We start from the raw sequence: 19,927 nt of genomic DNA, 5'->3' as shown, positions 1-19,927 counted from the left end.
GGGAAAGTAGAATCCCACTCTCGACGGGCTCGACTTCGGGAGAATGCTGCTATGCCGGCCCGGTCCTTCGACGACGCAAATGTGTTTCATCGAGCGATGCGCGCTGTTGCCGGCACCAAGGCGGGCCGCGTGATCTTCCGGCCGACCGCACACCGCCTTGATCAAGTTGTCAGTAAGCTCACCGGGGGCAGGCATAGCTTCGCGGGGATCGCGGCCGGTCTGCCGACGGTCATCCTTACCACCACCGGCGCCAAGTCGGGGAAGCCCCGCACAGTAGCCCTCTTGGGCATCCCACATCCCGACGGCGTCGCCGTCGTCGCGGCTAACTATGGCTCGCTTAGACACCCTGGCTGGTATCACAACCTCAAGGCCAACCCGGCAGCACAGGTGACGATCGAGGGCGATAACTGGGATGCCGTCGCCCGGCTCGCCACACCCCGCGAGCGCGCGGATATATGGGCGAAAGGCGTCGAGCTCTATCCCGGTCTCGCCAAGGAGCGAGCGTGGGCCGGCGACCGGCAGATCGAGGCCTTCATCCTCAAGCGCGAGCTCGGGTCGTAGTTGTGGCCGAGGCGCGCAGGCGTGGTTCGGCCCACGCGTCACGGCGGCGAACTGGTGTGCTGAATACCGAGATCGGGCGCCGGGATCGCGATACGATCCTGCTACCACACACATCGATGGTTCCCGGCGAGAGCCGAGTCATTTCGAGGTGGTGGGAGGTACGCAGTGTCGTTTGTGATTGCGAGCCCGGAGGCCTTGGTGGCGGCGGCCACGGATCTGGTGGCCATCGGTTCCACGATAAGTGCCGCGAACGCGGTGGCGGCGTTCCCGACGGTGGGGGTGTTGGCGCCTGGCGGCGATGAGGTGTCGGCGGGCATCGCGGCGTTGTTCGGCATTCACGCCCAGGGCTATCAGGCGGTCAGCGCCCAGGCGGCGGCCTTCCATGAGCGATTTGTGCAGCTCTTGAGCACCGGCGGGGCTTCGTATGCGAGCACCGAGGCCGCCAGCGCCCAGCAGAATCTGCTGAACGCCGTGAACGCGCCCACTCAGGCGCTGTTGGGGCGCCCGCTGATCGGCGATGGCGCCGACGGGGCCGATGGTCCGGTGGGGCAGCCCGGCGGGCCCGGGGGGATCTTGTGGGGCAACGGCGGCGACGGTGGGAACAGCACGAATCCCGGGGTCGCCGGTGGCGCGGGCGGGGCAGCGGGATTGGTCGGCAACGGCGGTAGGGGCGGCACTGGCGCACCCGGCGTACCCGGTCTGGTCACCGGGGGTGACGGCGGTCCCGGCGGTAACGGCGGTAACGGCGGTCACGGCGGGCTGCTGTACGGCAACGGCGGGGCGGGCGGGGTCGGTGGTAACGGCGGCGACGGTGTGGGCAACCTGGGTGCCGGCGGCGGGGGCGGCGATGGCGGCCTGGGGGGCGCGGCCGGGTTGTTCGGCAACGGCGGGGCCGCCGGGGACGGCGGTGATGGTGGGCTCGGCGCGAGCGGCTTCGCGGCCGGCGGCAGCGGCGGCAGCGGCGGCTTCGGCCAGTTCGGCGGCACCGGCGGGCTGCTGTACGGCAATGGGGGCGCGGCCGGCTCCGGGGGCGAGGGTGGGGACGCGGGCACCGGCACCTCGTCTGACGGCTTCGCCGGCTTGGGCGGCAGCGGTGGCCGGGGCGGCGACGCCGGGCTGATCGGTGTCGGCGGCGACGGCGGTGACGGCGGTGAGCCCGGCGTCGGCCCTCGCCTGTTCCAGGTGGGTAGCCGCGGCGGCGATGGCGGGGCCGGCGGTTGGCTGTACGGCGACGGCGGCGACGGCGGCGACGGCGGCAATGGAGGGCTGCCGTTCGTCGGTACCACCAACGCTGGCGCCGGCGGCAGCGCGCGGCTCATCGGCAACGGCGGCGACGGCGGCAACGGCGGAATCGGCGCGCCCGGCTCGGCCAGCAGCGGTGGCAACGGCGGCGCCGGCAACCCCGGAGGCAACGGCGGCAATGGCGGCCTTGTGTTCGGCAGCGGTGGCGCCGGTGGGGCCGCCGGCCAGGGTGGGCCCGGGACCACCGGCTCCGGCGGGCCGGGCGGTGCCGGCGGGCACGGCGGCACCGCCTACCTGATCGGTAACGGTGGGCCCGGTGGGGCCGGCGCGGGCGGCGGAACCGGCTCTCCTCCTGGGGCCGGCGGGCCCGGGGGGAGCGGCGGCAATCGCGGGCTACTGTTCGGCGTCCCCGGCGCGTCCGGTCCAGCCGGTTGATGGGCGCGGCCGCGCACCGTCGTGGCCAGACAACCAGTACTCTCGAAATGTGCAGCGGCGAATCATGGGCATCGAGACCGAGTTCGGTGTCACCTGCACGTTCCACGGCCACCGCCGGCTGTCCCCGGACGAGGTGGCCCGCTACCTGTTCCGGCGGGTGGTGTCCTGGGGCCGCAGCTCGAATGTTTTCTTGCGCAACGGGGCCCGCCTCTACCTCGACGTGGGCAGCCACCCCGAGTACGCCACCGCCGAATGCGACAGCCTGGTGCAGCTGGTTACCCATGACCGTGCCGGCGAATGGGTGCTCGAGGACCTGCTCGTCGACGCCGAGCAGCGGCTCGCCGACGAGGGCATCGGCGGTGACATCTACCTGTTCAAGAACAACACCGACTCGGCGGGCAACTCCTACGGCTGCCACGAGAACTACCTGATCGTGCGGGCCGGCGAGTTCTCCCGGATTTCCGACGTGTTGCTGCCCTTCCTGGTCACCCGCCAGCTGATCTGCGGGGCCGGCAAGGTGCTGCAGACCCCCAAGGCGGCCACCTTCTGCTTGAGCCAACGTGCCGAGCACATCTGGGAGGGGGTCTCGTCGGCCACCACTCGCAGCCGGCCGATCATCAACACCCGCGACGAACCGCACGCCGACGCCGAGAAGTACCGGCGGCTGCACGTCATCGTCGGCGACTCGAACATGTCCGAGACCACCACCATGCTCAAGGTGGGCACCGCGGCGCTGGTGCTGGAGATGATCGAAGCCGGCGTGGCGTTCCGTGACTTCTCGCTGGACAACCCCATTCGCGCCATCCGAGAGGTCAGCCACGACATCACCGGCCGCCGGCCCGTGCGGCTGGCCGGCGGGCGTCAGGCCAGCGCGCTGGACATCCAGCGCGAGTACTACACACGCGCGGTCGAGCACCTGCAGACCCGGGAGCCCAACGCGCAGATCGAGCAGGTGGTCGACCTGTGGGGCCGTCAGCTCGACGCCGTCGAGAGCCAGGATTTCGCCAAGGTGGACACCGAAATCGACTGGGTGATCAAGCGCAAGCTATTCCAGCGTTACCAGGACCGCTACGACATGGAGCTGTCGGACTCGAAGATCGCCCAGCTCGACCTGGCCTATCACGACATCAAGCGCGGGCGAGGTGTCTTCGATCTGCTGCAGCGCAAGGGGCTGGCGGCGCGCGTCACCACCGACGAGGAAATCGCCGATGCGGTCGACCGTCCGCCGCAGACCACGCGCGCCAGGCTGCGTGGTGAGTTCATCAGCGCCGCGCAGGCCGCGGGCCGTGACTTCACCGTCGACTGGGTACATCTCAAGCTCAACGACCAGGCGCAGCGCACGGTGCTGTGCAAGGACCCGTTCCGGGCGGTCGACGAACGGGTCAAACGGCTGATCGCGAGCATGTAACGAGAGTATGGCGACCGCGAAAGTCGAACGGCTGGTAAACCTCGTCATCGCCCTGTTGTCCACCCGCGGCTACATCACCGCCGAAAAAATCAGGTCCAGCGTGGCGGGTTATACGAACAGTCCCAGCCCCGAGGCGTTCTCCAGGATGTTCGAGCGCGACAAGAACGAGCTGCGTGACCTCGGCATCCCGCTCGAGGTCGGCAGGGTATCCAATCTCGACCCCACCGAGGGCTACCGGATCAACCGCGACGCCTACGCGCTGCCCCCCGTCGAGCTAACCCCGGACGAGGCGGCCGCGGTCGCCGTTGCCACCCAGCTCTGGGAATCGCCGGAATTGATCACCGCCACCCAGGGCGCGCTGCTCAAGCTGCGGGCCGCCGGGGTGGACGTCGATCCTGACGCCCCCGTGGCGATCGCGTCGGCGGCGGGCGTGCCGGGCTTACGCGGTTCCGAGGACGTTCTCGGAATCCTGTTGTCGGCCATCGATTCTCGGCAGGCCGTGCGGTTCCCGCATCGGTCGTCGCGCGCCGAGCCGTATATCACCCGAACCGTCGAACCGTGGGGCGTCGTCACCGAGAGGGGTCGCTGGTATCTCGTCGGCCACGACCGCGACCGCGACGCGACCCGCACCTTCCGGTTGTCGCGGATCGGCGCCGACGTCACGCCCGTCGGCCCGCCCGGGGCGGTCGCCGTGCCCGACGGCGTGGACCTGCGCGCGATAGTGGCCCAGGCGGTCGGCGAGGCGCCGACCGGCGCGCGGGCCACGGTGTGGGTTGCCGAGGGGCGGGCCACCGCCCTGCGTCGCGCCGGCAGGTCCGTCGGCCCCCGGCGACTGGCGGGCCGCGACGGCGAAGTGATCGAGCTCGACATCGGGTCCAGCGACCGGCTGGCGCGGGAGGTCACCGGATATGGAGCCGACGCGATCGTGCTGGCGCCGCAGTCGCTGCGCGAGGATGTGCTGGCCCGGTTGCGCGCACAGGCGGGTCAGGCATGACGCGCGCCGGCGACGATGCAGAGCGCAGCGATGCTGAGGAGCGGCGCAGATGACACCCGTGTCCACCCGCCTGGTGCGGCTGCTCAACATGGTGCCGTACTTCCAGGCCAACCCGCGGATCACCCGCGCGGCGGCGGCCGCCGATCTCGGGGTGTCCACCGAGCAGCTGGAGAAGGACCTCAACCAGCTGTGGATGTGCGGCCTGCCCGGCTACTACCCCGGTGATCTCATCGACTTCGAGTTCTCCGGCGACACCATCGAGGTGACGTTCTCGGCCGGCATCGACCGGCCGCTGAAGCTCACCTCGCCCGAGGCCACCGGCGTGTTGGTGGCGCTGCGGGCGCTCGCGGACATTCCGGGCGTGGTCGATCCGCGGGCGGCGCGCAGCGCGATCGCCAAGATCGCGGCGGCCGCCGGCGCCGTCGGCCACGACAAGGTGGCGGCCGCCGTCCTGAGCGAGCACGCACCCGCCGAGAGCCGGGCGGCGGCGGCGGTGCGCGCCGCCGTGCGGGACAAGCGCGCGCTGACCATCGACTACTACTCCGCGTCGCATGACACGCTCACCACTCGGATCGTCGACCCCATCCGGGTGCTGTTGATCGGCGGCCACAGTTATTTGGAGGCCTGGTCACGCGAGGCCGAAGGGGTACGGCTGTTCCGTTTCGACCGCATTGACGACGCCGCCGAGCTGGACGAGCCGGCCGCGCCGCCGCAGCCGGCTCTGCAGGCGCCGCCGGACACGTCGCTGTTCGACGGCGACCCATCGCTGCCGTCGGCGACGCTGCGGGTGGCACCGTCGGCGTCGTGGATGTTCGAGTACTACCCGATGCGGGAGGTGCGCGGGCTGGCCGACGGCTCCTTCGAGGTGGCCATGACCTACGCCTCCGACGATTGGATGACGCGGCTGCTGCTGGGCTTCGGGTCGGCTGTGCAGGTGCTGGCGCCGGAGTCGCTCGTGCAGCGGGTACGCGCCGCCGCGGCGACGGCTCTGGACGCCTACCAGGCGGCTCCGCTGCGGTAACATCGGGTGGACGTCTGGAGGTAATCAAAGTGGGCAGTCTTAGTCCGTGGCATTGGGCGATCCTCGCCGTCGTGGTGATCGTGTTGTTCGGTGCCAAGAAGCTCCCCGATGCGGCGCGTTCGTTGGGCAAGTCGCTGCGAATCTTCAAGTCCGAGGTCCGTGAAATGCAGAACGAGAGCAAACCGCAACCGTCTGCCCTCGAAACCCCCACGCCGGTGCAATCCCAGCGGGTCGACCCCCCCGCGGCTACCGAGCAGGGTCACACCGAGGCACGGCCGGCCTAGCCGGCATCGCTGTCGCTTCAGTGCGCGCCGCCGCCCTACTCAAACGGCTTAACCCCCGCAACAGACGCAGTCGTGTCAATCCCGACGCGACCATGTCTCTCGTCGATCACCTGACCGAGTTGCGCACCCGGCTGTTGATCTCCCTGGGCGCGATCCTGATCACCACGATTTTCGGGTTCGTGTGGTACTCGCATGCGATCTTCGGGCTGGAGAGCCTGGGTGAGTGGCTGCGCCATCCGTATTGCTCCTTGCCGCAGTCGGCGCGCGCGGACATCAGCGCCGACGGGCAATGCCGGCTGCTGGCCACCGCGCCGTTCGACCAATTCATGTTGCGGCTCAAGGTCGGGATGGCGGCCGGGATCGTGCTCGCCTGTCCGGTGTGGTTCTACGAGCTGTGGGCGTTCATCACGCCGGGGCTCTACAAGAAGGAGCGCCGATTCGCGGTGGCGTTCGTGATTCCGGCGGCCGTGCTGTTCGTGGCCGGTGCCGTGCTGGCGTATCTGGTGCTGTCCAAGGCGCTGGGCTTCTTGCTGACCGTGGGCAGTGACGTGCAGGTGACCGCGCTGTCCGGCGACCGGTATTTCGGCTTCCTAGTCAATCTGCTGGTGGTCTTCGGGGTCAGCTTCGAGTTTCCCCTGTTGATTGTCATGCTCAACATGGCGGGCCTGCTGACCTATCAGCGGCTGAAGTCCTGGCGGCGCGGCTTGATCTTCGCGATGTTCGTGTTCGCGGCGGTATTCACGCCCGGATCCGACCCGTTTTCCATGACCGCGCTCGGGGTGGCGCTAACCGTGCTGCTCGAGTTGGCCATTCAGGTCGCGCGGCTGCACGACAAGCGAATCGCCAAGCGCGAGGCCATGATCCCCGATGATGAAGCGTCTGTCATCGAACCGCCGTCGCCGATCGACGTGACATGAGTCCGGCGTGAGCGACCTGGCCGAGCTGGCCCGGTTCACCGCCGAGCTGCCGTTCTCGCTCGACGATTTCCAGCAGCGGGCCTGCGCCGCCCTCGAACGCGGCCACGGCGCGCTGGTCTGCGCACCGACCGGCGCCGGCAAGACGGTGGTCGGCGAGTTCGCCGTGCACCTGGCGCTGGCGGCCGGCGGAAAATGCTTCTACACAACGCCGCTCAAGGCCCTGAGCAACCAGAAACACACGGACCTGACGGCACGCTACGGCCGCGACCGGATCGGGCTGCTGACCGGTGACCTGTCGGTCAACGGCGATGCGCCCGTGGTGGTGATGACCACCGAAGTCCTGCGCAACATGCTTTATGCCGATTCGCCTGCGCTACAAGGACTTTCCTATGTGGTGATGGACGAGGTGCATTTCCTCGCAGACCGCATGCGGGGTCCGGTGTGGGAGGAGGTCATCCTGCACCTGCCCGACGAGGTCCGCGTGGTCAGCCTGTCGGCGACGGTGAGCAACGCCGAGGAGTTCGGCGGCTGGATCCAGACCGTGCGCGGCGACACCACCGTGGTGGTCGACGAGCACCGGCCGGTGCCGCTGTGGCAACACGTCATGGTGGGCAAGCGCCTGTTCGACCTGTTCGACTACGACCGCGACGACCATCACGTCAACCCCGACCTGTTGCGTCATATCGCGCATCGCCGCGAGGCCGACCGGATGTCGGACTGGCAGCCGCGCCGTGGCCGGCCGGGTCGCCCGCGCTTCTACCGGCCACCGTCACGGCCGGATGTGATCGCGACGCTGGACCGCGAGGCGCTGCTGCCGGCGATCACGTTCGTGTTCTCCCGGGCCGGCTGTGACGCCGCCGTCCAGCAATGCCTGCGGTCGCCGCTGCGGCTGACCACCGAGCAGGAGCGCGCGCAGATCGCGGAGGTGATCGAGCACCACTGCGGCGACCTCGCGGACACCGACCTGGCGGTGTGCGGCTACTACGAGTGGCGCGAGGGGCTGATGCGTGGGCTGGCGGCCCACCACGCCGGGATGCTGCCGGCGTTCCGCCACACGGTGGAGGAGCTGTTCGCCGCCGGCATGGTCAAGGCGGTGTTCGCCACCGAAACCTTGGCGCTCGGCATCAACATGCCCGCCCGCACCGTGGTCCTCGAGCGGTTGGTGAAGTTCAACGGGGAGCAGCACCTGCCGTTGACGCCGGGGGAGTACACGCAGCTGACCGGCCGCGCCGGCCGGCGCGGTATCGATGTCGAGGGCCACGCGGTGGTGATCTGGCATCCCGACATCGACCCCACCGAGGTGGCCGGATTGGCCTCCACCCGTACCTTCCCGCTGCGCAGCTCGTTTGCCCCGTCGTACAACATGACGATCAACCTGGTCCACCAGCTGGGTCCCGAGCAGGCGCACCGGCTGCTCGAGCAGTCGTTCGCCCAGTATCAGGCCGACGGATCCGTCGTCGGTCTGGTCCGCAGTATCGAACGCGGCAAAGCGATGCTCGACGAGATCGCCGCCGAGCTGGGCGGCCCGGATGCGCCGATCATCGCGTACACCCGGCTGCGCGCGCAGCTGTCGGAATTGGAGCGCGCGCAGGCCCGCGCGTCTCGGCTGCAGCGACGCCAGGCCGCCAGCGACGCGCTGGCCGCGCTGCGCCGCGGCGACATCATCACGATCACCCACGGCCGCCGCGGCGGGCTGGCGGTGGTCCTCGAGTCCGCCCGCGACAGCTCGGACCCGCGGCCCTTGGTGCTGACCGAACACCGATGGGCGGGGCGGATTTCGTCGGCCGACTATTCGGGCGCGCAGGAGCCGGTCGGGTCGATGACGTTGCCCAAGCGGGTCGAACACCGCCAGCCGCGCGTCCGGCGCGACCTGGCCTCGGCGCTCCGGTCGGCGGCCGCCGGGCTGGCGGTTCCGGCCGCCCGTCGCACCCGGGAGCGCGCGGGCGGGTCTGGCGACCAGGAGCTGGCGTCGTTGCGGGCGCAATTGCGCCGGCATCCCGCGCATGACGCCCCCGGTGTCGAGGACCAGATCCGCCAGGCCGAGCGGTACCTGCGAATCGAGCGGGACAACGCGCAGCTGGAGCGCAAGGTGGCGGCCGCCACCAACTCGTTGGCCCGGACGTTCGACCGCATCGTCGGGCTGCTCACCGAGCGCGGATTCATCGAGGGCCCGGCCAGCGATCCCCGGGTCACCGACGACGGCCGGCTATTGGCCCGCATCTACAGCGAAAGCGACCTGTTGGTCGCCGAGTGCCTGCGCACCGGCGCATGGGCGGGTTTGAAGCCGGCGGAGTTGGCGGCGGTGGTCTCGGCGGTGCTCTACGAGTCGCGCGGCGGCGACGGGCCGGGTGGCCCCTACGGGGCCGCGGCGCCCACGCCTCGCCTGCGGCACGCGCTGCACCAGACGGCGCGGCTGTCCACGGCGTTGCGCGCCGACGAGCAGGCGCACCGGATCGCGCAGAGTCGTGAACCCGACGACGGCTTTGTCACCGTCATCTACCGCTGGGCCCGCACCGGAGACCTGGCCGCGGCGTTGGCGGCCGCCGATAACGGGTCACCGTTGTCGGCGGGCGATTTCGTGCGCTGGTGCCGTCAGGTGCTCGACCTGCTCGACCAGGTTCGCAACGCGGCCCGCGAGCCCGAGCTGCGGGCCACCGCAAAGCGCGCGATCAACGATGTTCGGCGCGGCGTCGTCGCAGTTGACGCCGGGTAGGCTGGGCCAGGGCTAGGGTTACAGCATCAAAAGGGGACTGAGGAGAAACGATGAGCGGACCACAGGGATCGGACCCGAACCAATCGTGGCAACCGCCCGGCCAGGGTGGCGATCATTCCTCGGAGCCGACCATGGCGGCGGGATCGCCATGGCAGCAGCAGCCGACCCAGGAGGGCACGTGGCAGGCCCCGGCATACCCGCCGCCCTACCAACAGCCGGCCGAGCCGGCGTATCCGCAGCAATACCCGTCGCCGCCGCCCGGCTACGGGCAGGACTTCGGTTCGCAGGCCACCCAGTTCGGGCCGCCACCGCAGTTCGGGCAATCCGCACAATACGGCCAGTACCCGCAGCAGCCTGGCCAATACGGCCAACCTGCGCAGTACGGCCAGCCCGGCCAGTACGGTCAGCCCGGCCAGTACGGTCAGTACGCGCCCTACGACCAAGCGGCCAAGGGCTCGAAGCGCTCACTGGCTGTGATCGGCGGCGTGATCGGCGGGATCGTCCTGCTCCTCATCATCGGCGTGCTGGTCGTGGGTTTTTGGCAGCCAGGGTTTTTCGTGACCACCAAGCTGGACGTCAACAAGGCGCAGGCCGGCGTGCAGCAGATCCTCACCGACGAGACCAACGGCTACGGCGCCAAGAACGTCAAAGACGTCAAGTGCAACGGCGGCGCCGACCCCACCGTCAAGAAGGGCGCCACGTTCGAATGCACCGTTAGCATCGACGGCGCCTCCAAGCACGTAACGGTGACGTTCCAGGACAACAAGGGCACCTACGAGGTCGGCCGGCCGCAATAGGGGTTATTACGGCAGCGCGTCGAGCGACTTCTGTAGGCGGGTGATCGATGATCCGACACCGAATGCGGCCGCCAGCTCGGCGGTGCGCGCCGGGTCGGCGGCGACCAGCGGCAACCGGTCGGTGGCCGTCGACAGGGTGACCGGCGCGTCGGTCGCTACCCGCACCACTGGGCCCGCGGCCTCGATGTAGGCAAGCGCGGCCAGTAGTTTCGACCGCAGACCCTTGGCCATCGTCGACTTGGGGTCACGGGCGGCGGCCAGGATCCGATCCAGCGAGCCGTGTTGGGCCAGCAGGGTGGCCGCCGTCTTCTCGCCGACGCCGGGCACACCGGGCAGGCCGTCGGACGGGTCGCCGCGCAACAACGCAAGTTCGGCATAGGCGGGGCCGGCCCGGTCCACCGGCACTCCGTAGTGCTCGGCGACGTCGGCGGGCCCGAACAGGGTGGCTTTGGACAGTCCGCGACCCAGGTAGAGGACCCGAACGGGCACGGGATCGTCGGCGACGACCTGCAGCAGGTCGCGGTCGCCGCTGACGACGATCACCGGGTCGCGGCGCTCGCGCGCGGCCAGCGTGCCCAGCACATCGTCGGCCTCGAAACCCGGCGCGCCCGCCGTCGGGATCCCGAACGCGTCCAGCAGGCCCATGATCATGTCGACCTGGGGCGTCAGCTCGTCGGGCACTTCCTCGATGTCGGGCTGGCCATTCGGTCCCGTCTCGGCGACCCGATGCGCCTTGTACGACGGGACCCGATCCACCCGGAATTGCGGGCGCCAATCCAGGTCCAGGCACACCGCCAGCCGGCTGGGCTTTTGTTGGGTGATCACCACCGCCATCGAGTCGATGAATCCGCGAACGGCGTTGACGGGCCGGCCGTCCGGAGACGTGATCGACGACGGCACCCCGAAGTACGAGCGAAACCACATGCTGGCGCCGTCGAGCAACACTAGTGGGGCGCCACTCATCGAGCTTGGCGGAGCGGGCATGCGGGCTATCCTGCCAGCCATGGCTTCTCGCCGATTCAACACCGAGGTGTATGCCCGCCGGTTGGCCGCGGCGAGGGCCGCGACCGCCGAGAGCGGCCTCACCGGTCTGGTGATCACCCCGGGCTACGACCTGCGTTACCTCATCGGCTCGCGCGCGCAGACGTTCGAGCGACTCACCGCGCTGGTCTTGCCGGCCTCCGGCGATCCGACGGTCGTGGTGCCGCGGCTGGAGCTGGCTTCGCTCAAGGAGTCCGCCGTTGCGGAACTGGGTCTACAGGTGCGGAACTGGGTCGACGGCGACGATCCGTACCGGTTGGTGACGATCGCTTTGGGCGGCTCGCCCGCCGCGACCGCCGTCACCGATTCGATACCGGCGCTGCACCTGTTGCCGCTGGCCATCACGCTCGGAGTGCTGCCGGTGCTGGCGACCAATGTGCTAAGTGAGCTCCGAATGATCAAGGAGGAGGGCGAGATTGATGCGCTGCGCAAGGCCGGTGCGGCCATCGACCGGGTTCACGCCCGGGTGCCGGAATTGTTGATCCCGGGCCGCACCGAGGCCGAGGTCGCCGCCGACATTGCCGAAGCGATTGTCGCCGAAGGGCATTCGGAGGTGGCGTTCGTCATCGTCGGCTCCGGCCCGCACGGGGCCGACCCGCACCACGGATATTCGGATCGACGGCTGGCGGTCGGCGACGTTGTCGTCGTCGACATCGGAGGTACTTATGAGCCCGGATACCACTCCGACTCGACGCGCACCTACAGCATCGGCGAGCCTGATTCTGATGTGGCGCAACGGTATTCGATATTGCAACGGGCCCAGCGCGCGGCGTTTGACGCGGTTCGTCCCGGTGTGGTTGCCTCGGAGGTCGACGCCGCGGCCCGCGATGTGCTGGCCGAGGCCGGACTCTCCGAGCATTTCGTGCACCGCACCGGGCACGGCATCGGGCTGTCCGTGCACGAAGAGCCCTACATCGTCGCCGGCAATCAGCTGCCGCTGGCCGCGGGCATGGCATTTTCCATCGAGCCCGGCATCTACTTCCCGGGCCGCTGGGGTGCCCGCATCGAGGACATCGTGATCGTGACCGAGGATGGCGCGGTCTCGCTCAACAACCGGCCGCGCGAGTTGGTCGTGGTGCCGGGTTGATGTGAGCGCGGGTGGCCGTCTTCATGGCGTGACTAGTTCGTTGGTGATGTCGGTGCTGTTGGTCTTGCCGTCATTGCGGTGGTTCGTCGTGTTGCGGCATTGGCCATACAGGTTGATTTGTCCGTAACTGTGGTCGGACGGTACGAAACTCATGTTCGCGGTTACGCCGTTCTTATGCAGGGTTGTGCCGTGGAAGTGCTGACCCGGTGGGGCGCCGTCGTTCCAGCCGTGTGACCGCATCGCAGCCCGAACCTGCTGAAAGTACGCGTCGGGTTCGCCGTGCAAGAGGAAGCTCATCGAGACCCAGCCCATATAGGGCGGATCGCCTTGGTCGTTGCAGGAGGCGAACGAGAATCCCCCGCTAACACCCTGCAGGTCGGCGGCGGCGACGATTTGTTTGGCCGGCTCGATCACCTGGGCCATGGTTTGATCGTCGGTGAGCGGGTGGGCGGAGTCGTCCCATGGATTAGAGGAACCCGCGGAATGTGGTTTGGGCATCACCAGCGCACATCCTCCTAACAACATGGCGACGACGGCTGCCGCGGCCAGCAGTGCTTGCCGTGACACGAAGTGCCGTCGGTCAGTGGTGGTGTTGGTCATCGAAAACATGATCGTCGGTGATAGATCCCGGGGGGCGACCCCACTCCGGGTCGACGCTGGCCGGCGTGCCCGGGATATCGACGCTGACCGAACCCAGGCCCGGAATGTTGATCTCCACGCTTGGCTGATGACGAGGTTGGGCCAACATGCCGTCGGATGCCAGCGTGTCGCCGTGGCCCGAGGCGATGTCGGCCATGCTGTGCAAGGCCTCGCTGCCGGGATGGTAGTAATGCGAATGGTCGTGGGGGTTAATGGCGTCGGAGCCGGGTACTTCGGCGCGAAACCGCACCGATCCGAATCCGTCGCCGGCAGGGTCGGTGCCCAGGCCGGCGGTTAAACCGAGCAGCTGACCGCCAATGTTGTCCCTGTTCACATAGTTGCTGAGGCCATCCAGCTGCCCGAGCATGCCGATTGGGTCGGTGGAGGCGTCTCCCACGTACACGCGGCCGCCGTCCAGGTGAAAGCTGGCGGCGCTGCGGGCCAGGTCGGTTCCGGGGCAGCCCAAGAGCACAGCGTCGTTGGCGTGCATGCCGCCCAGGGCGAAAGCGTCGGCCACCGTGGTCGAGCCGTAGGAGTGGCCCAGCACGGTGACATGCCGGCCGTCGCCGAGGTGTGTTGCCCACAAACCGTTGACGTCCTGCGCCAGTGCCGCACCGCCGGTTCGGGCCAGCATTGGGGTGGCGATCCGTGGATCGGTGAAGTCGTTGGGGGCGTCATAGCCCATCCAGGCGATCACCGCCGTGGGGTTTTTCGGGTCGGCGGCATTGGCTTGACCGTAGAGGTTGAGCGCGTCGTTGTGGCCGTCGTGCAGCCAGCCGCCTTTCACGCTGCTGCTGGTGCCGGGCACGATCACGGCGGTGCTTTTCGCGGTGTCCGGGTTCCCGATGGCGATCGCGGCGCGCCCCTTACCGCCGAACGCCAGCGGGTCGTAGGCGAACAGGTACACCGGGTTGGGGTGGAGGGAATCGTTACCCACGTCGTGGTCGAGGCCCTGCTTGGTCTGATCGGCGTTCCGATAGCGGGTGATGTCGGTGGCTGACAGGCCATACTTCGCCGGATTACCCACCACGTCGTCTGCCGACACGCCGTATCGGCTGGCGATGTCGCGGAGCCGAGTGAGGTCCTGGGTCATCACCGCGATATTGGCATCGCTGCGCGCGCTGACTGGAACGCCGTTGAGGTTGCCGATCTGCTCGGGTTGCTCGGCGAGCAGACGTTGCCGCTCCTCGGGTGTCAGCGACGTCCACCACTTGTGCACGTCCTCTGCGCTGGTGCCTGATGGCGGAATCTGAATCGGTTCTTCAGGTTTCAGCGGCGATTCCGGGGCGTCCAAGCCTTGGATAGCCGCCGGGTCGTACCCGTCGGTGCGCAGCGTGGTCAGTGATCTCTCCAAGTAATCCGAGTAGCCGTTGCGTATTGACTCAAGCTGGCCCAGAGTGGATTTGGTGTCGTCAATAGCGTCCTGTTCAAGAGTGGAGATCAGCGCATCAAGCTCGGATCTCTCGGCCGCGGTGAGGCGTGCGTCTTTCTCCAGTTCCAGCGCTTGACCGATTTCGTTGTCGAGCTGTTGCAACCGAGCCGCTAGGGTCGCGATCTGCCCGCCTGCGGTGCGTTGCGCCTCGGCCAGGGCGGCCGCGATGTTTTCCAAGTCGACCCCGATCTTGGGTAATTGTAAGGACTGCGCACCCAGTGACTTGGTCACCCGCTGCACCTCGGCGGAGTCGTTGATCGGATGGTCGCCACTCTCTCGATTCCAGGCTGCCTCAAAGCGGCGCCGGGCTTGATCGAAGGCGGCGTCGGCCTCGGCGGTGCATCGGCCTGCAGCGTGAAAGGCCTCCGCTAGATCGGAAATCTGCGCTGGGCGACCAGCTTGCAGGCTTTGATTGATCGCCCAGGGATCACCGCCTGCCTCGGCGATCAGCAGCGGGATGCCTATGTAACGCAGCTGCATCACACCACCCGCAGTCCGATGGCGTTGCCGTCATCCATGTCGGTGAACACCATGGCAGCCCGGTGCCCACTGCGTCCGGCTTCGGTCAGCGCCTCCTGGCGGGCGCGCAAGGTTCTCACATGTCGGGCGTGCGCCGCGCTGACCGCGTCGTGAAACGTCTCGACGGCGGGAAAGTCACTGAACACCGCCGTTGCCCCCGAGTGCAGCAAACCAGCGTCGCACCACGGAATTGCCGATCGACACGACAGGCGGGCAGCTGTCGATGCGTTAGGACAAAGACAGTGAGCAGAACGCGCGGTTATCTCGCGGGCCCTCATCCCGCCTGCAGCTGGTCGGTGACGTCGTACCATTTGCCGTCGTGGCGGTGTTCGCCCATGTTGCGGCACTCGCCGAAAAGGTCGACTGAGCCGTCTTTGTACATGCCGCCGCTTTTGCCGATGATCGCCATGACGCCATCTTTGTGGATGACCGTTCCGAACAGGTGCTTGCCCGTTGGTGGGCCGGCGGACCAGCCGTGAGTGACCATCGTTTTGGCGATTTGTTCAAAGTAGGTGTCGTGGTCGACACCGGCGGGTACGTCGAACGACATGTCAACTCGGCCCCGGAAGGGTGGGTCACCCTGGTCGTTGCAGGATTCCCAGCCGAAGACCCCTGAGACATCTGGTAGGCCAGCGACTTTCGCGATCTGCTTGGCCGGGTCGATCACTTGGGCCCTGGTTTGCTCGTCGGAGAGCGGATGAGCGGGATGATCCCGGTCATCGGCAAAAGGAAACATCGGTGAACAACCTCCTAAGACGAAGACGACGGCGGCCAGCGTGGCGGTGATTTGCCGGACTTTCATCCCGCACGCAACTGGTCTTCGATGCTGAATCCGTTGCTGTCATGGCGGTGGTTGTTCATGTTGCGGCACTCGCCGAACAGCTGGACAGCCCCATCTGCGCCGAGAAAGGGACTTATGCCGATGTCCGCCCAGACGCCCTCTTTGCGGATCACGGTACCGAACAGGTGCTTCCCTGAAGGCGCACCCGCTGACCAGCCGTGGGCGACCATCGTTTTGGCGATCTGCTCGTAATAGGCATTGTGGTCTATACCTGCGGGCACGTTGAATGTCATGTCCACTCGGCCTCGGTAGGGCGGGTCGCCTTGGTCGTTGCAGGATTCCCAGCTGAAGCCCCCTGAGACATCTTGTAGGCCAGCGACTCTCGCGATTTGCTTGGCGGGGTCGATCACCTGGGCCATGGCTTGTTCGTCGGAGAGCGGATGAGCGGGACGATCCCGGTCATGGGCAAAAGGGAACATCGGCGAACAACCTCCTAAGACGAAGACGAGGGTGGCCAGCGTGGCGATAACCAGTGGCAGCGGGCGACGCGAGAAGAAGCTATTTGAAATCATGGTTATTGGTGACAGCATTTCCCGGCCGGTCCCATTCCGGGTCGACGGTGACTGGTGTGCGGATCGCGACATGCGGTAGCGGAATCGTTCCAAAGGGAGTGTGCACCTCGGTTGGAGTGGAGATCCGTTCGTCGGCTCGGTGGGGGGCCAGCATACCTTCTGGTGCCAAGTTGTCGCCGCGGCCGACGGCTATTTGGGTCATGTTGTGCAGCGCCTCGCTGCCCATGTCGTAGTAGTGCGAATGATCGTTGAACCAGGGGACAACGTTGTGCGAGCCCGCCACTTCGGCGCGGAACCGCACCGACCCAAAGCCGTCATGAGCCGGGTCGGCGCCGAGTCCCGCCAACGGCCCGAGCGGGCTCCCGATACCGTCGTTGACCGCGTTGGGCACACCGTTGCCTGTTTCGCCGATCCAGCTGATCGCGTCGGTGGAGGCCGCACCGACATAAAGCCTTCCGCCGTTGAGGTGAAAGTCGGCGGCGCTGCGCGCCAAATCGGTTCCGGGACAGCCGATCAGCACGGCATCGTTGGCTCGCATGCGGCTGTTGGCGAACGCGTCGGCGACCGTCGTCGAGCCGTAGGAATGCCCGATGACGGTCACATGTGAAGGGATAGCGCCATCATGGGTAACTGCCAGGCCGTTGACATCTGCCGCGAGTAGCGCGCCTCCCTGGCGTGCCATCCAGGGGGTGCCGACCTGTTGCAGCGTCGACGGGTCGGTGGCGGCGCGATCCGGATGCTGAAAGTCGAACTCGGGCGCGTCGTAGCCCATCCACGCGATCACCGCCGTGGCCTGGCCTGGATCGGCTTTCGACGACTGGTCGTAGAGGTTGATGGCGTCGTTGTGCCCGTCGGACAGCCAGCCGCCCTTCACGCTGCTGTTGGTGCCCGGCACGATGACCGCGGTGTTGTGCGCGCGATCCGGGTTTCCGATCGCGATCGCGGCCCTGCCCTTGCCGTTGAACGCCAGCGGATCGTATGCCCACAGCATGACGGGCCGCGGGCGACTTGCGTTGGTTCCGCGACCGTGGTCGAGGCCCGCTTTGGTTTGCTTGGCGTTGGTGTAGCGGGTGATGTCGGTGACCGAAAGCCCGTATTTCGCAAGATTATTGACCACATCGGCCTCGGACACCCCGCGCTGGCGTGCGACGTCGAGGACACGATTGAGGTCGTCGGTCATCACCGCCTGGTTGACCGTGTCGCGTATCTCAGCAGGAATGCCGTTGAGGTTGCCCAATTCCGGCGGGTGTTGATCGGCCAGCAAGCGCTTTTGCTCGTCGCTGAGCGAATCCCACCACCGTTTGACTTGCTCGGGGCTGGTATCGGGCGGCGGGATCAAAAGCTCATCCACACTTCGTATCTCGGCCGGGTCGGCTCCGTCGGTTCGCAGGTTGGCTAGGCCGTTCTGCAACATCGCCGAATAGCCGTCGCGAATGTGCTTGACCTGAGCCAGGACTGCTCTGGTCGCAGCAACCGCTTCCTCGCACAGAGCGTCGGCGCATTCGTTGTCGTCTTCGGCAAGCGCTTCGCCGATCTCGTCGTCAATAGCTTCCAGGTCGTGCTCGAGCGCTGAGATGTACCAGCCGGCAGATCGTTGCGCTTCGGCCAGGGCGGCCGCGATGTTTTCCAGGTCGACGGCGATCTTCGGCAGTTGTGCCGCCTGTAGGTTCAGCGACTTGGTCACGCGCTGCACCTCGGCGGAGTCGTTGATCGGATGCTCGCCGTTCTCCCGATTCCAGGCCCACTCAAAACGCTGAAGCGCCTGCTTGAACGCGGTGTCGGCCTCCGCCGTGAAGGCACCCGCATCGTGAAACGCTTGCGCGAGATCGGAAATCTGCGCCGGCCGCCCGCTTTGCAACGTGGCATTGACCTGCCACGGATCGCCGCCGGCCTCGGCGATCAGCAGCGGAATGCTTATGTGGCGCAGTTGCATCGCACCGCCCGCGCTTCTCCGCGTCGCGCTTGTCCGCCTCTTTGAACGATGCCGCAGCAGTGTGGCGCGGCCTCGAAGTCGCCGAATATCCCTGGCATCGGCGCAGTCTGCGTCAGATGAAAGGCGTCCGCGTCAGTATCGACGAACATCGCTGACCCTTCCCGCCATCAAGCTTCGGCAAAGGCTAACTTGAGCGAGGTTCCCGGTCAATTCAGTCGAAGCCACCGCTCGCCTGCGGGCGGCCAGGGTGGCACATGCGGTGTCTACCTGTCTGTAAGCAGCATTAGCAACGCGTGCAGCGCATCGGTCGCGGCCCGTTGTACCGCGTCGCGCTGGGCATCGACACCCAGTTCGTCGCCGCGAATCTGGGCAACCACCGCCGCGGCCATTGCCCGCCGCTGCGCTCGCGCGTAGGCCTGCTCGATACCTGCGGTGGCACCTGCCTCCAGCAACACGTTCTCCACATCGACGAGCAGCGTGCGCGCGTCGCGCATGTCGCAATCGGCGCCGGTGACCCTGCGGCGCGCCTGCCACAGCCCAGCCAGGCGCCCGTAGACCGACTCACGGGCGCCGCGCACACCCTGATGCAGCGGGCCGTAGGTGAGGTCGTCCCCGTGTTGGGGATCCAGCAAGTACCGCACGGGTTCAGCGGCCGCGACGACGTCGGTTGACACGTCGCCCTGCAGCCGCGCAAATCACATCGAACGCCGCGGACGGCTGGTCACTCACCGCCGTCGGCGTTCTCGTCTGCGACGGTGCGGCCATATTCTTTGGCGTCGGGCAGCAGGATGCGCCTGCGGACCACCGGCTTGCCCTCCGCGGGTGTTGTGACCGGCGCACTCGGGGGCACGGTCAGGCGGCCCTTGACCGGCTGGCCGTTAGGGACGGCGGGTGCGGTGATGCGCTTCTCGGCCGGCTTATCCTTGCTGCCTTCGCCTGTAGCGCCCATCGCGCCCGGCGGCACCATCGGCATACCGGCCATGCCGGTCGGCCCCGCCGCGGGCGGTGTGCCACCGCTCGGTGGCGCCGTCACCGACTTGCCCGGCGCCCCGGCGGGAGTCGTCGGCGGCGACGACGTCGGCACGGGTGGCGGGCCGAGATAGCCTGTCGGGGTGGTGCCGCCGCCCCCGCCGCCGGCGCCGACGCGACCACCACCGCCACCGCCGGCGCCAACACCGGGTTCGCCCTCGATACTGCCGACGAGCCGCGCCCCGTCGGCGGCCTCCAGTCCTGCAGCGCCGTGGGCCTGCTGGAACGCGCTCATCAGCGGCTGCATGGCGCCCTGCCCCGCCTGCATGGCCTGTTGCGGAAGCTGCGTCAGCGGGCCCATGACGCCACCAAGCGCGCCGCTGATCGCACCGCCGATGCCCGACGCCATCTGCGGGATCATCTGCGCCATCCCCTGCGCGCCCACCCCCTGCATCTGCTGCGCCGCATCGGCCTCGTTCGCCGGGAACTTGCGCGCGGCGTCGGCCGCATGAGCCCGACGATCGGCGTCATCGGCCGCGATGTCGGCGTTGGTGTCGGCGAGATCGGCGTTAGTGGCCCCGC

Annotated in this window: 18 protein-coding genes and 1 pseudogene; 10 read left to right on the top strand and 9 right to left on the bottom strand. The window is 67.9% G+C overall.

Annotation, left to right across the window (positions count from 1 at the left end; all coding sequences use genetic code 11):
* Nucleotides 1-51: 51 nt before the first annotated feature.
* The 9 genes from G6N24_RS10160 (at nt 52) to G6N24_RS10120 (ending at nt 10,372) form a co-directional block, all read left to right on the top strand.
* Entirely contained in the window at nt 52-561 is a 510-nt protein-coding gene (locus G6N24_RS10160; protein WP_085161623.1) for a nitroreductase family deazaflavin-dependent oxidoreductase, read from the top strand.
* A gap of 165 nt (nt 562-726) precedes the next feature.
* On the top strand, nt 727-2,238 hold the full coding sequence (locus G6N24_RS10155; protein ID WP_163745483.1) for a PE family protein: 1,512 nt from the start codon (nt 727-729) through the stop codon (nt 2,236-2,238).
* Between the two features lie 49 nt (nt 2,239-2,287).
* Nucleotides 2,288-3,646: a Pup--protein ligase gene (gene pafA, locus G6N24_RS10150; protein ID WP_139822307.1), complete on the top strand. Its 1,359-nt coding sequence runs from the start codon at nt 2,288-2,290 to the stop codon at nt 3,644-3,646.
* A gap of 7 nt (nt 3,647-3,653) precedes the next feature.
* Nucleotides 3,654-4,640, top strand: a complete 987-nt coding sequence (locus G6N24_RS10145; RefSeq protein WP_085159047.1) for a helix-turn-helix transcriptional regulator — start codon at nt 3,654-3,656, stop codon at nt 4,638-4,640.
* A gap of 49 nt (nt 4,641-4,689) precedes the next feature.
* Nucleotides 4,690-5,661 (top strand): helix-turn-helix transcriptional regulator, encoded by a 972-nt coding sequence (locus tag G6N24_RS10140; RefSeq protein WP_085159045.1) that lies wholly within the window; start codon nt 4,690-4,692, stop codon nt 5,659-5,661.
* A gap of 29 nt (nt 5,662-5,690) precedes the next feature.
* Entirely contained in the window at nt 5,691-5,945 is a 255-nt protein-coding gene (tatA, locus tag G6N24_RS10135) for a Sec-independent protein translocase subunit TatA (protein WP_085159043.1), read from the top strand.
* A 20-nt stretch (nt 5,946-5,965) separates the two neighbouring features.
* The gene (gene tatC, locus G6N24_RS10130; protein WP_085159041.1) at nt 5,966-6,862 is read left to right on the top strand and encodes a twin-arginine translocase subunit TatC; all 897 of its coding nucleotides are present in this window, start codon (nt 5,966-5,968) and stop codon (nt 6,860-6,862) included.
* Between the two features lie 7 nt (nt 6,863-6,869).
* Nucleotides 6,870-9,575: a DEAD/DEAH box helicase gene (locus G6N24_RS10125; RefSeq protein ID WP_085159039.1), complete on the top strand. Its 2,706-nt coding sequence runs from the start codon at nt 6,870-6,872 to the stop codon at nt 9,573-9,575.
* A gap of 50 nt (nt 9,576-9,625) precedes the next feature.
* On the top strand, nt 9,626-10,372 hold the full coding sequence (locus G6N24_RS10120; protein WP_085159038.1) for a DUF4333 domain-containing protein: 747 nt from the start codon (nt 9,626-9,628) through the stop codon (nt 10,370-10,372).
* 6 nt (nt 10,373-10,378) lie between these two features.
* Here the strand turns inward: G6N24_RS10120 and G6N24_RS10115 are convergent, their stop codons facing one another.
* A complete protein-coding gene (locus G6N24_RS10115) occupies nt 10,379-11,356 on the bottom strand; it encodes a 5'-3' exonuclease (RefSeq protein ID WP_372514464.1) in 978 nt (325 codons plus the stop codon).
* Between the two features lie 19 nt (nt 11,357-11,375).
* On the opposite strand from G6N24_RS10115, the gene G6N24_RS10110 reads away from it, so the two are divergent.
* The gene (locus G6N24_RS10110; RefSeq protein WP_085159054.1) at nt 11,376-12,500 is read left to right on the top strand and encodes a M24 family metallopeptidase; all 1,125 of its coding nucleotides are present in this window, start codon (nt 11,376-11,378) and stop codon (nt 12,498-12,500) included.
* A 21-nt stretch (nt 12,501-12,521) separates the two neighbouring features.
* On the opposite strand, the gene G6N24_RS10105 is transcribed toward G6N24_RS10110, so the two are convergent.
* The 8 genes and pseudogenes from G6N24_RS10105 to G6N24_RS25790 form a co-directional block, all read right to left on the bottom strand.
* Nucleotides 12,522-13,100, bottom strand: a complete 579-nt coding sequence (locus G6N24_RS10105) for a hypothetical protein (protein WP_085159036.1) — start codon at nt 13,098-13,100, stop codon at nt 12,522-12,524.
* Entirely contained in the window at nt 13,081-15,051 is a 1,971-nt protein-coding gene (locus G6N24_RS10100) for a putative alpha/beta hydrolase (protein ID WP_085159034.1), read from the bottom strand. Before G6N24_RS10100 ends, G6N24_RS10105 begins: the two co-directional genes overlap by 20 nt.
* Entirely contained in the window at nt 15,051-15,260 is a 210-nt protein-coding gene (locus G6N24_RS10095) for a DUF2563 family protein (protein ID WP_163745482.1), read from the bottom strand. The genes G6N24_RS10100 and G6N24_RS10095 overlap by 1 nt, the downstream gene beginning before the upstream one ends.
* A 104-nt stretch (nt 15,261-15,364) precedes the next feature.
* Nucleotides 15,365-15,757 carry a hypothetical protein gene (locus tag G6N24_RS10090; protein WP_232070745.1) on the bottom strand — a complete coding sequence of 131 codons (393 nt, stop codon included), beginning with the start codon at nt 15,755-15,757 and terminating at the stop codon, nt 15,365-15,367.
* Nucleotides 15,758-15,888: 131 nt separating this feature from the next.
* A complete protein-coding gene (locus G6N24_RS10085; RefSeq protein ID WP_232070744.1) occupies nt 15,889-16,461 on the bottom strand; it encodes a hypothetical protein in 573 nt (190 codons plus the stop codon).
* Nucleotides 16,430-18,376: a putative alpha/beta hydrolase gene (locus tag G6N24_RS10080; RefSeq protein ID WP_085159028.1), complete on the bottom strand. Its 1,947-nt coding sequence runs from the start codon at nt 18,374-18,376 to the stop codon at nt 16,430-16,432. The genes G6N24_RS10085 and G6N24_RS10080 overlap by 32 nt, the downstream gene beginning before the upstream one ends.
* A gap of 263 nt (nt 18,377-18,639) precedes the next feature.
* A complete protein-coding gene (locus G6N24_RS10075) occupies nt 18,640-19,050 on the bottom strand; it encodes a hypothetical protein (RefSeq protein WP_139822305.1) in 411 nt (136 codons plus the stop codon).
* A gap of 719 nt (nt 19,051-19,769) precedes the next feature.
* Nucleotides 19,770-19,874, bottom strand: a pseudogene (locus tag G6N24_RS25790) (hypothetical protein); the annotation flags it as partial.
* Nucleotides 19,875-19,927: the final 53 nt, after the last annotated feature.

It is taken from the genome of Mycobacterium lacus (genome assembly GCF_010731535.1).
In the GTDB taxonomy this organism is placed as follows: Bacteria; Actinomycetota; Actinomycetes; order Mycobacteriales; family Mycobacteriaceae; genus Mycobacterium; species Mycobacterium lacus.
This window is presented reverse-complemented; position numbering and strand designations above follow the sequence as displayed.

What these genes read in the sequence shown, in the direction of transcription:
- G6N24_RS10100 (WP_085159034.1), bottom strand. Translation starts at nt 15,051, where the DNA reads ATGCAGCTGCGTTACATAGGCATCCCGCTGCTGATCGCCGAGGCAGGC.
- G6N24_RS10140 (WP_085159045.1), top strand. Translation starts at nt 4,690, where the DNA reads ATGACACCCGTGTCCACCCGCCTGGTGCGGCTGCTCAACATGGTGCCG.
- G6N24_RS10105 (WP_085159036.1), bottom strand. Translation starts at nt 13,100, where the DNA reads ATGACCAACACCACCACTGACCGACGGCACTTCGTGTCACGGCAAGCA.
- G6N24_RS10110 (WP_085159054.1), top strand. Translation starts at nt 11,376, where the DNA reads ATGGCTTCTCGCCGATTCAACACCGAGGTGTATGCCCGCCGGTTGGCC.
- G6N24_RS10085 (WP_232070744.1), bottom strand. Translation starts at nt 16,461, where the DNA reads ATGCTGTCACCAATAACCATGATTTCAAATAGCTTCTTCTCGCGTCGC.
- G6N24_RS10080 (WP_085159028.1), bottom strand. Translation starts at nt 18,376, where the DNA reads ATGCAACTGCGCCACATAAGCATTCCGCTGCTGATCGCCGAGGCCGGC.
- G6N24_RS10145 (WP_085159047.1), top strand. Translation starts at nt 3,654, where the DNA reads ATGGCGACCGCGAAAGTCGAACGGCTGGTAAACCTCGTCATCGCCCTG.
- G6N24_RS10160 (WP_085161623.1), top strand. Translation starts at nt 52, where the DNA reads ATGCCGGCCCGGTCCTTCGACGACGCAAATGTGTTTCATCGAGCGATG.
- G6N24_RS10115 (WP_372514464.1), bottom strand. Translation starts at nt 11,356, where the DNA reads ATGCCCGCTCCGCCAAGCTCGATGAGTGGCGCCCCACTAGTGTTGCTC.
- G6N24_RS10120 (WP_085159038.1), top strand. Translation starts at nt 9,626, where the DNA reads ATGAGCGGACCACAGGGATCGGACCCGAACCAATCGTGGCAACCGCCC.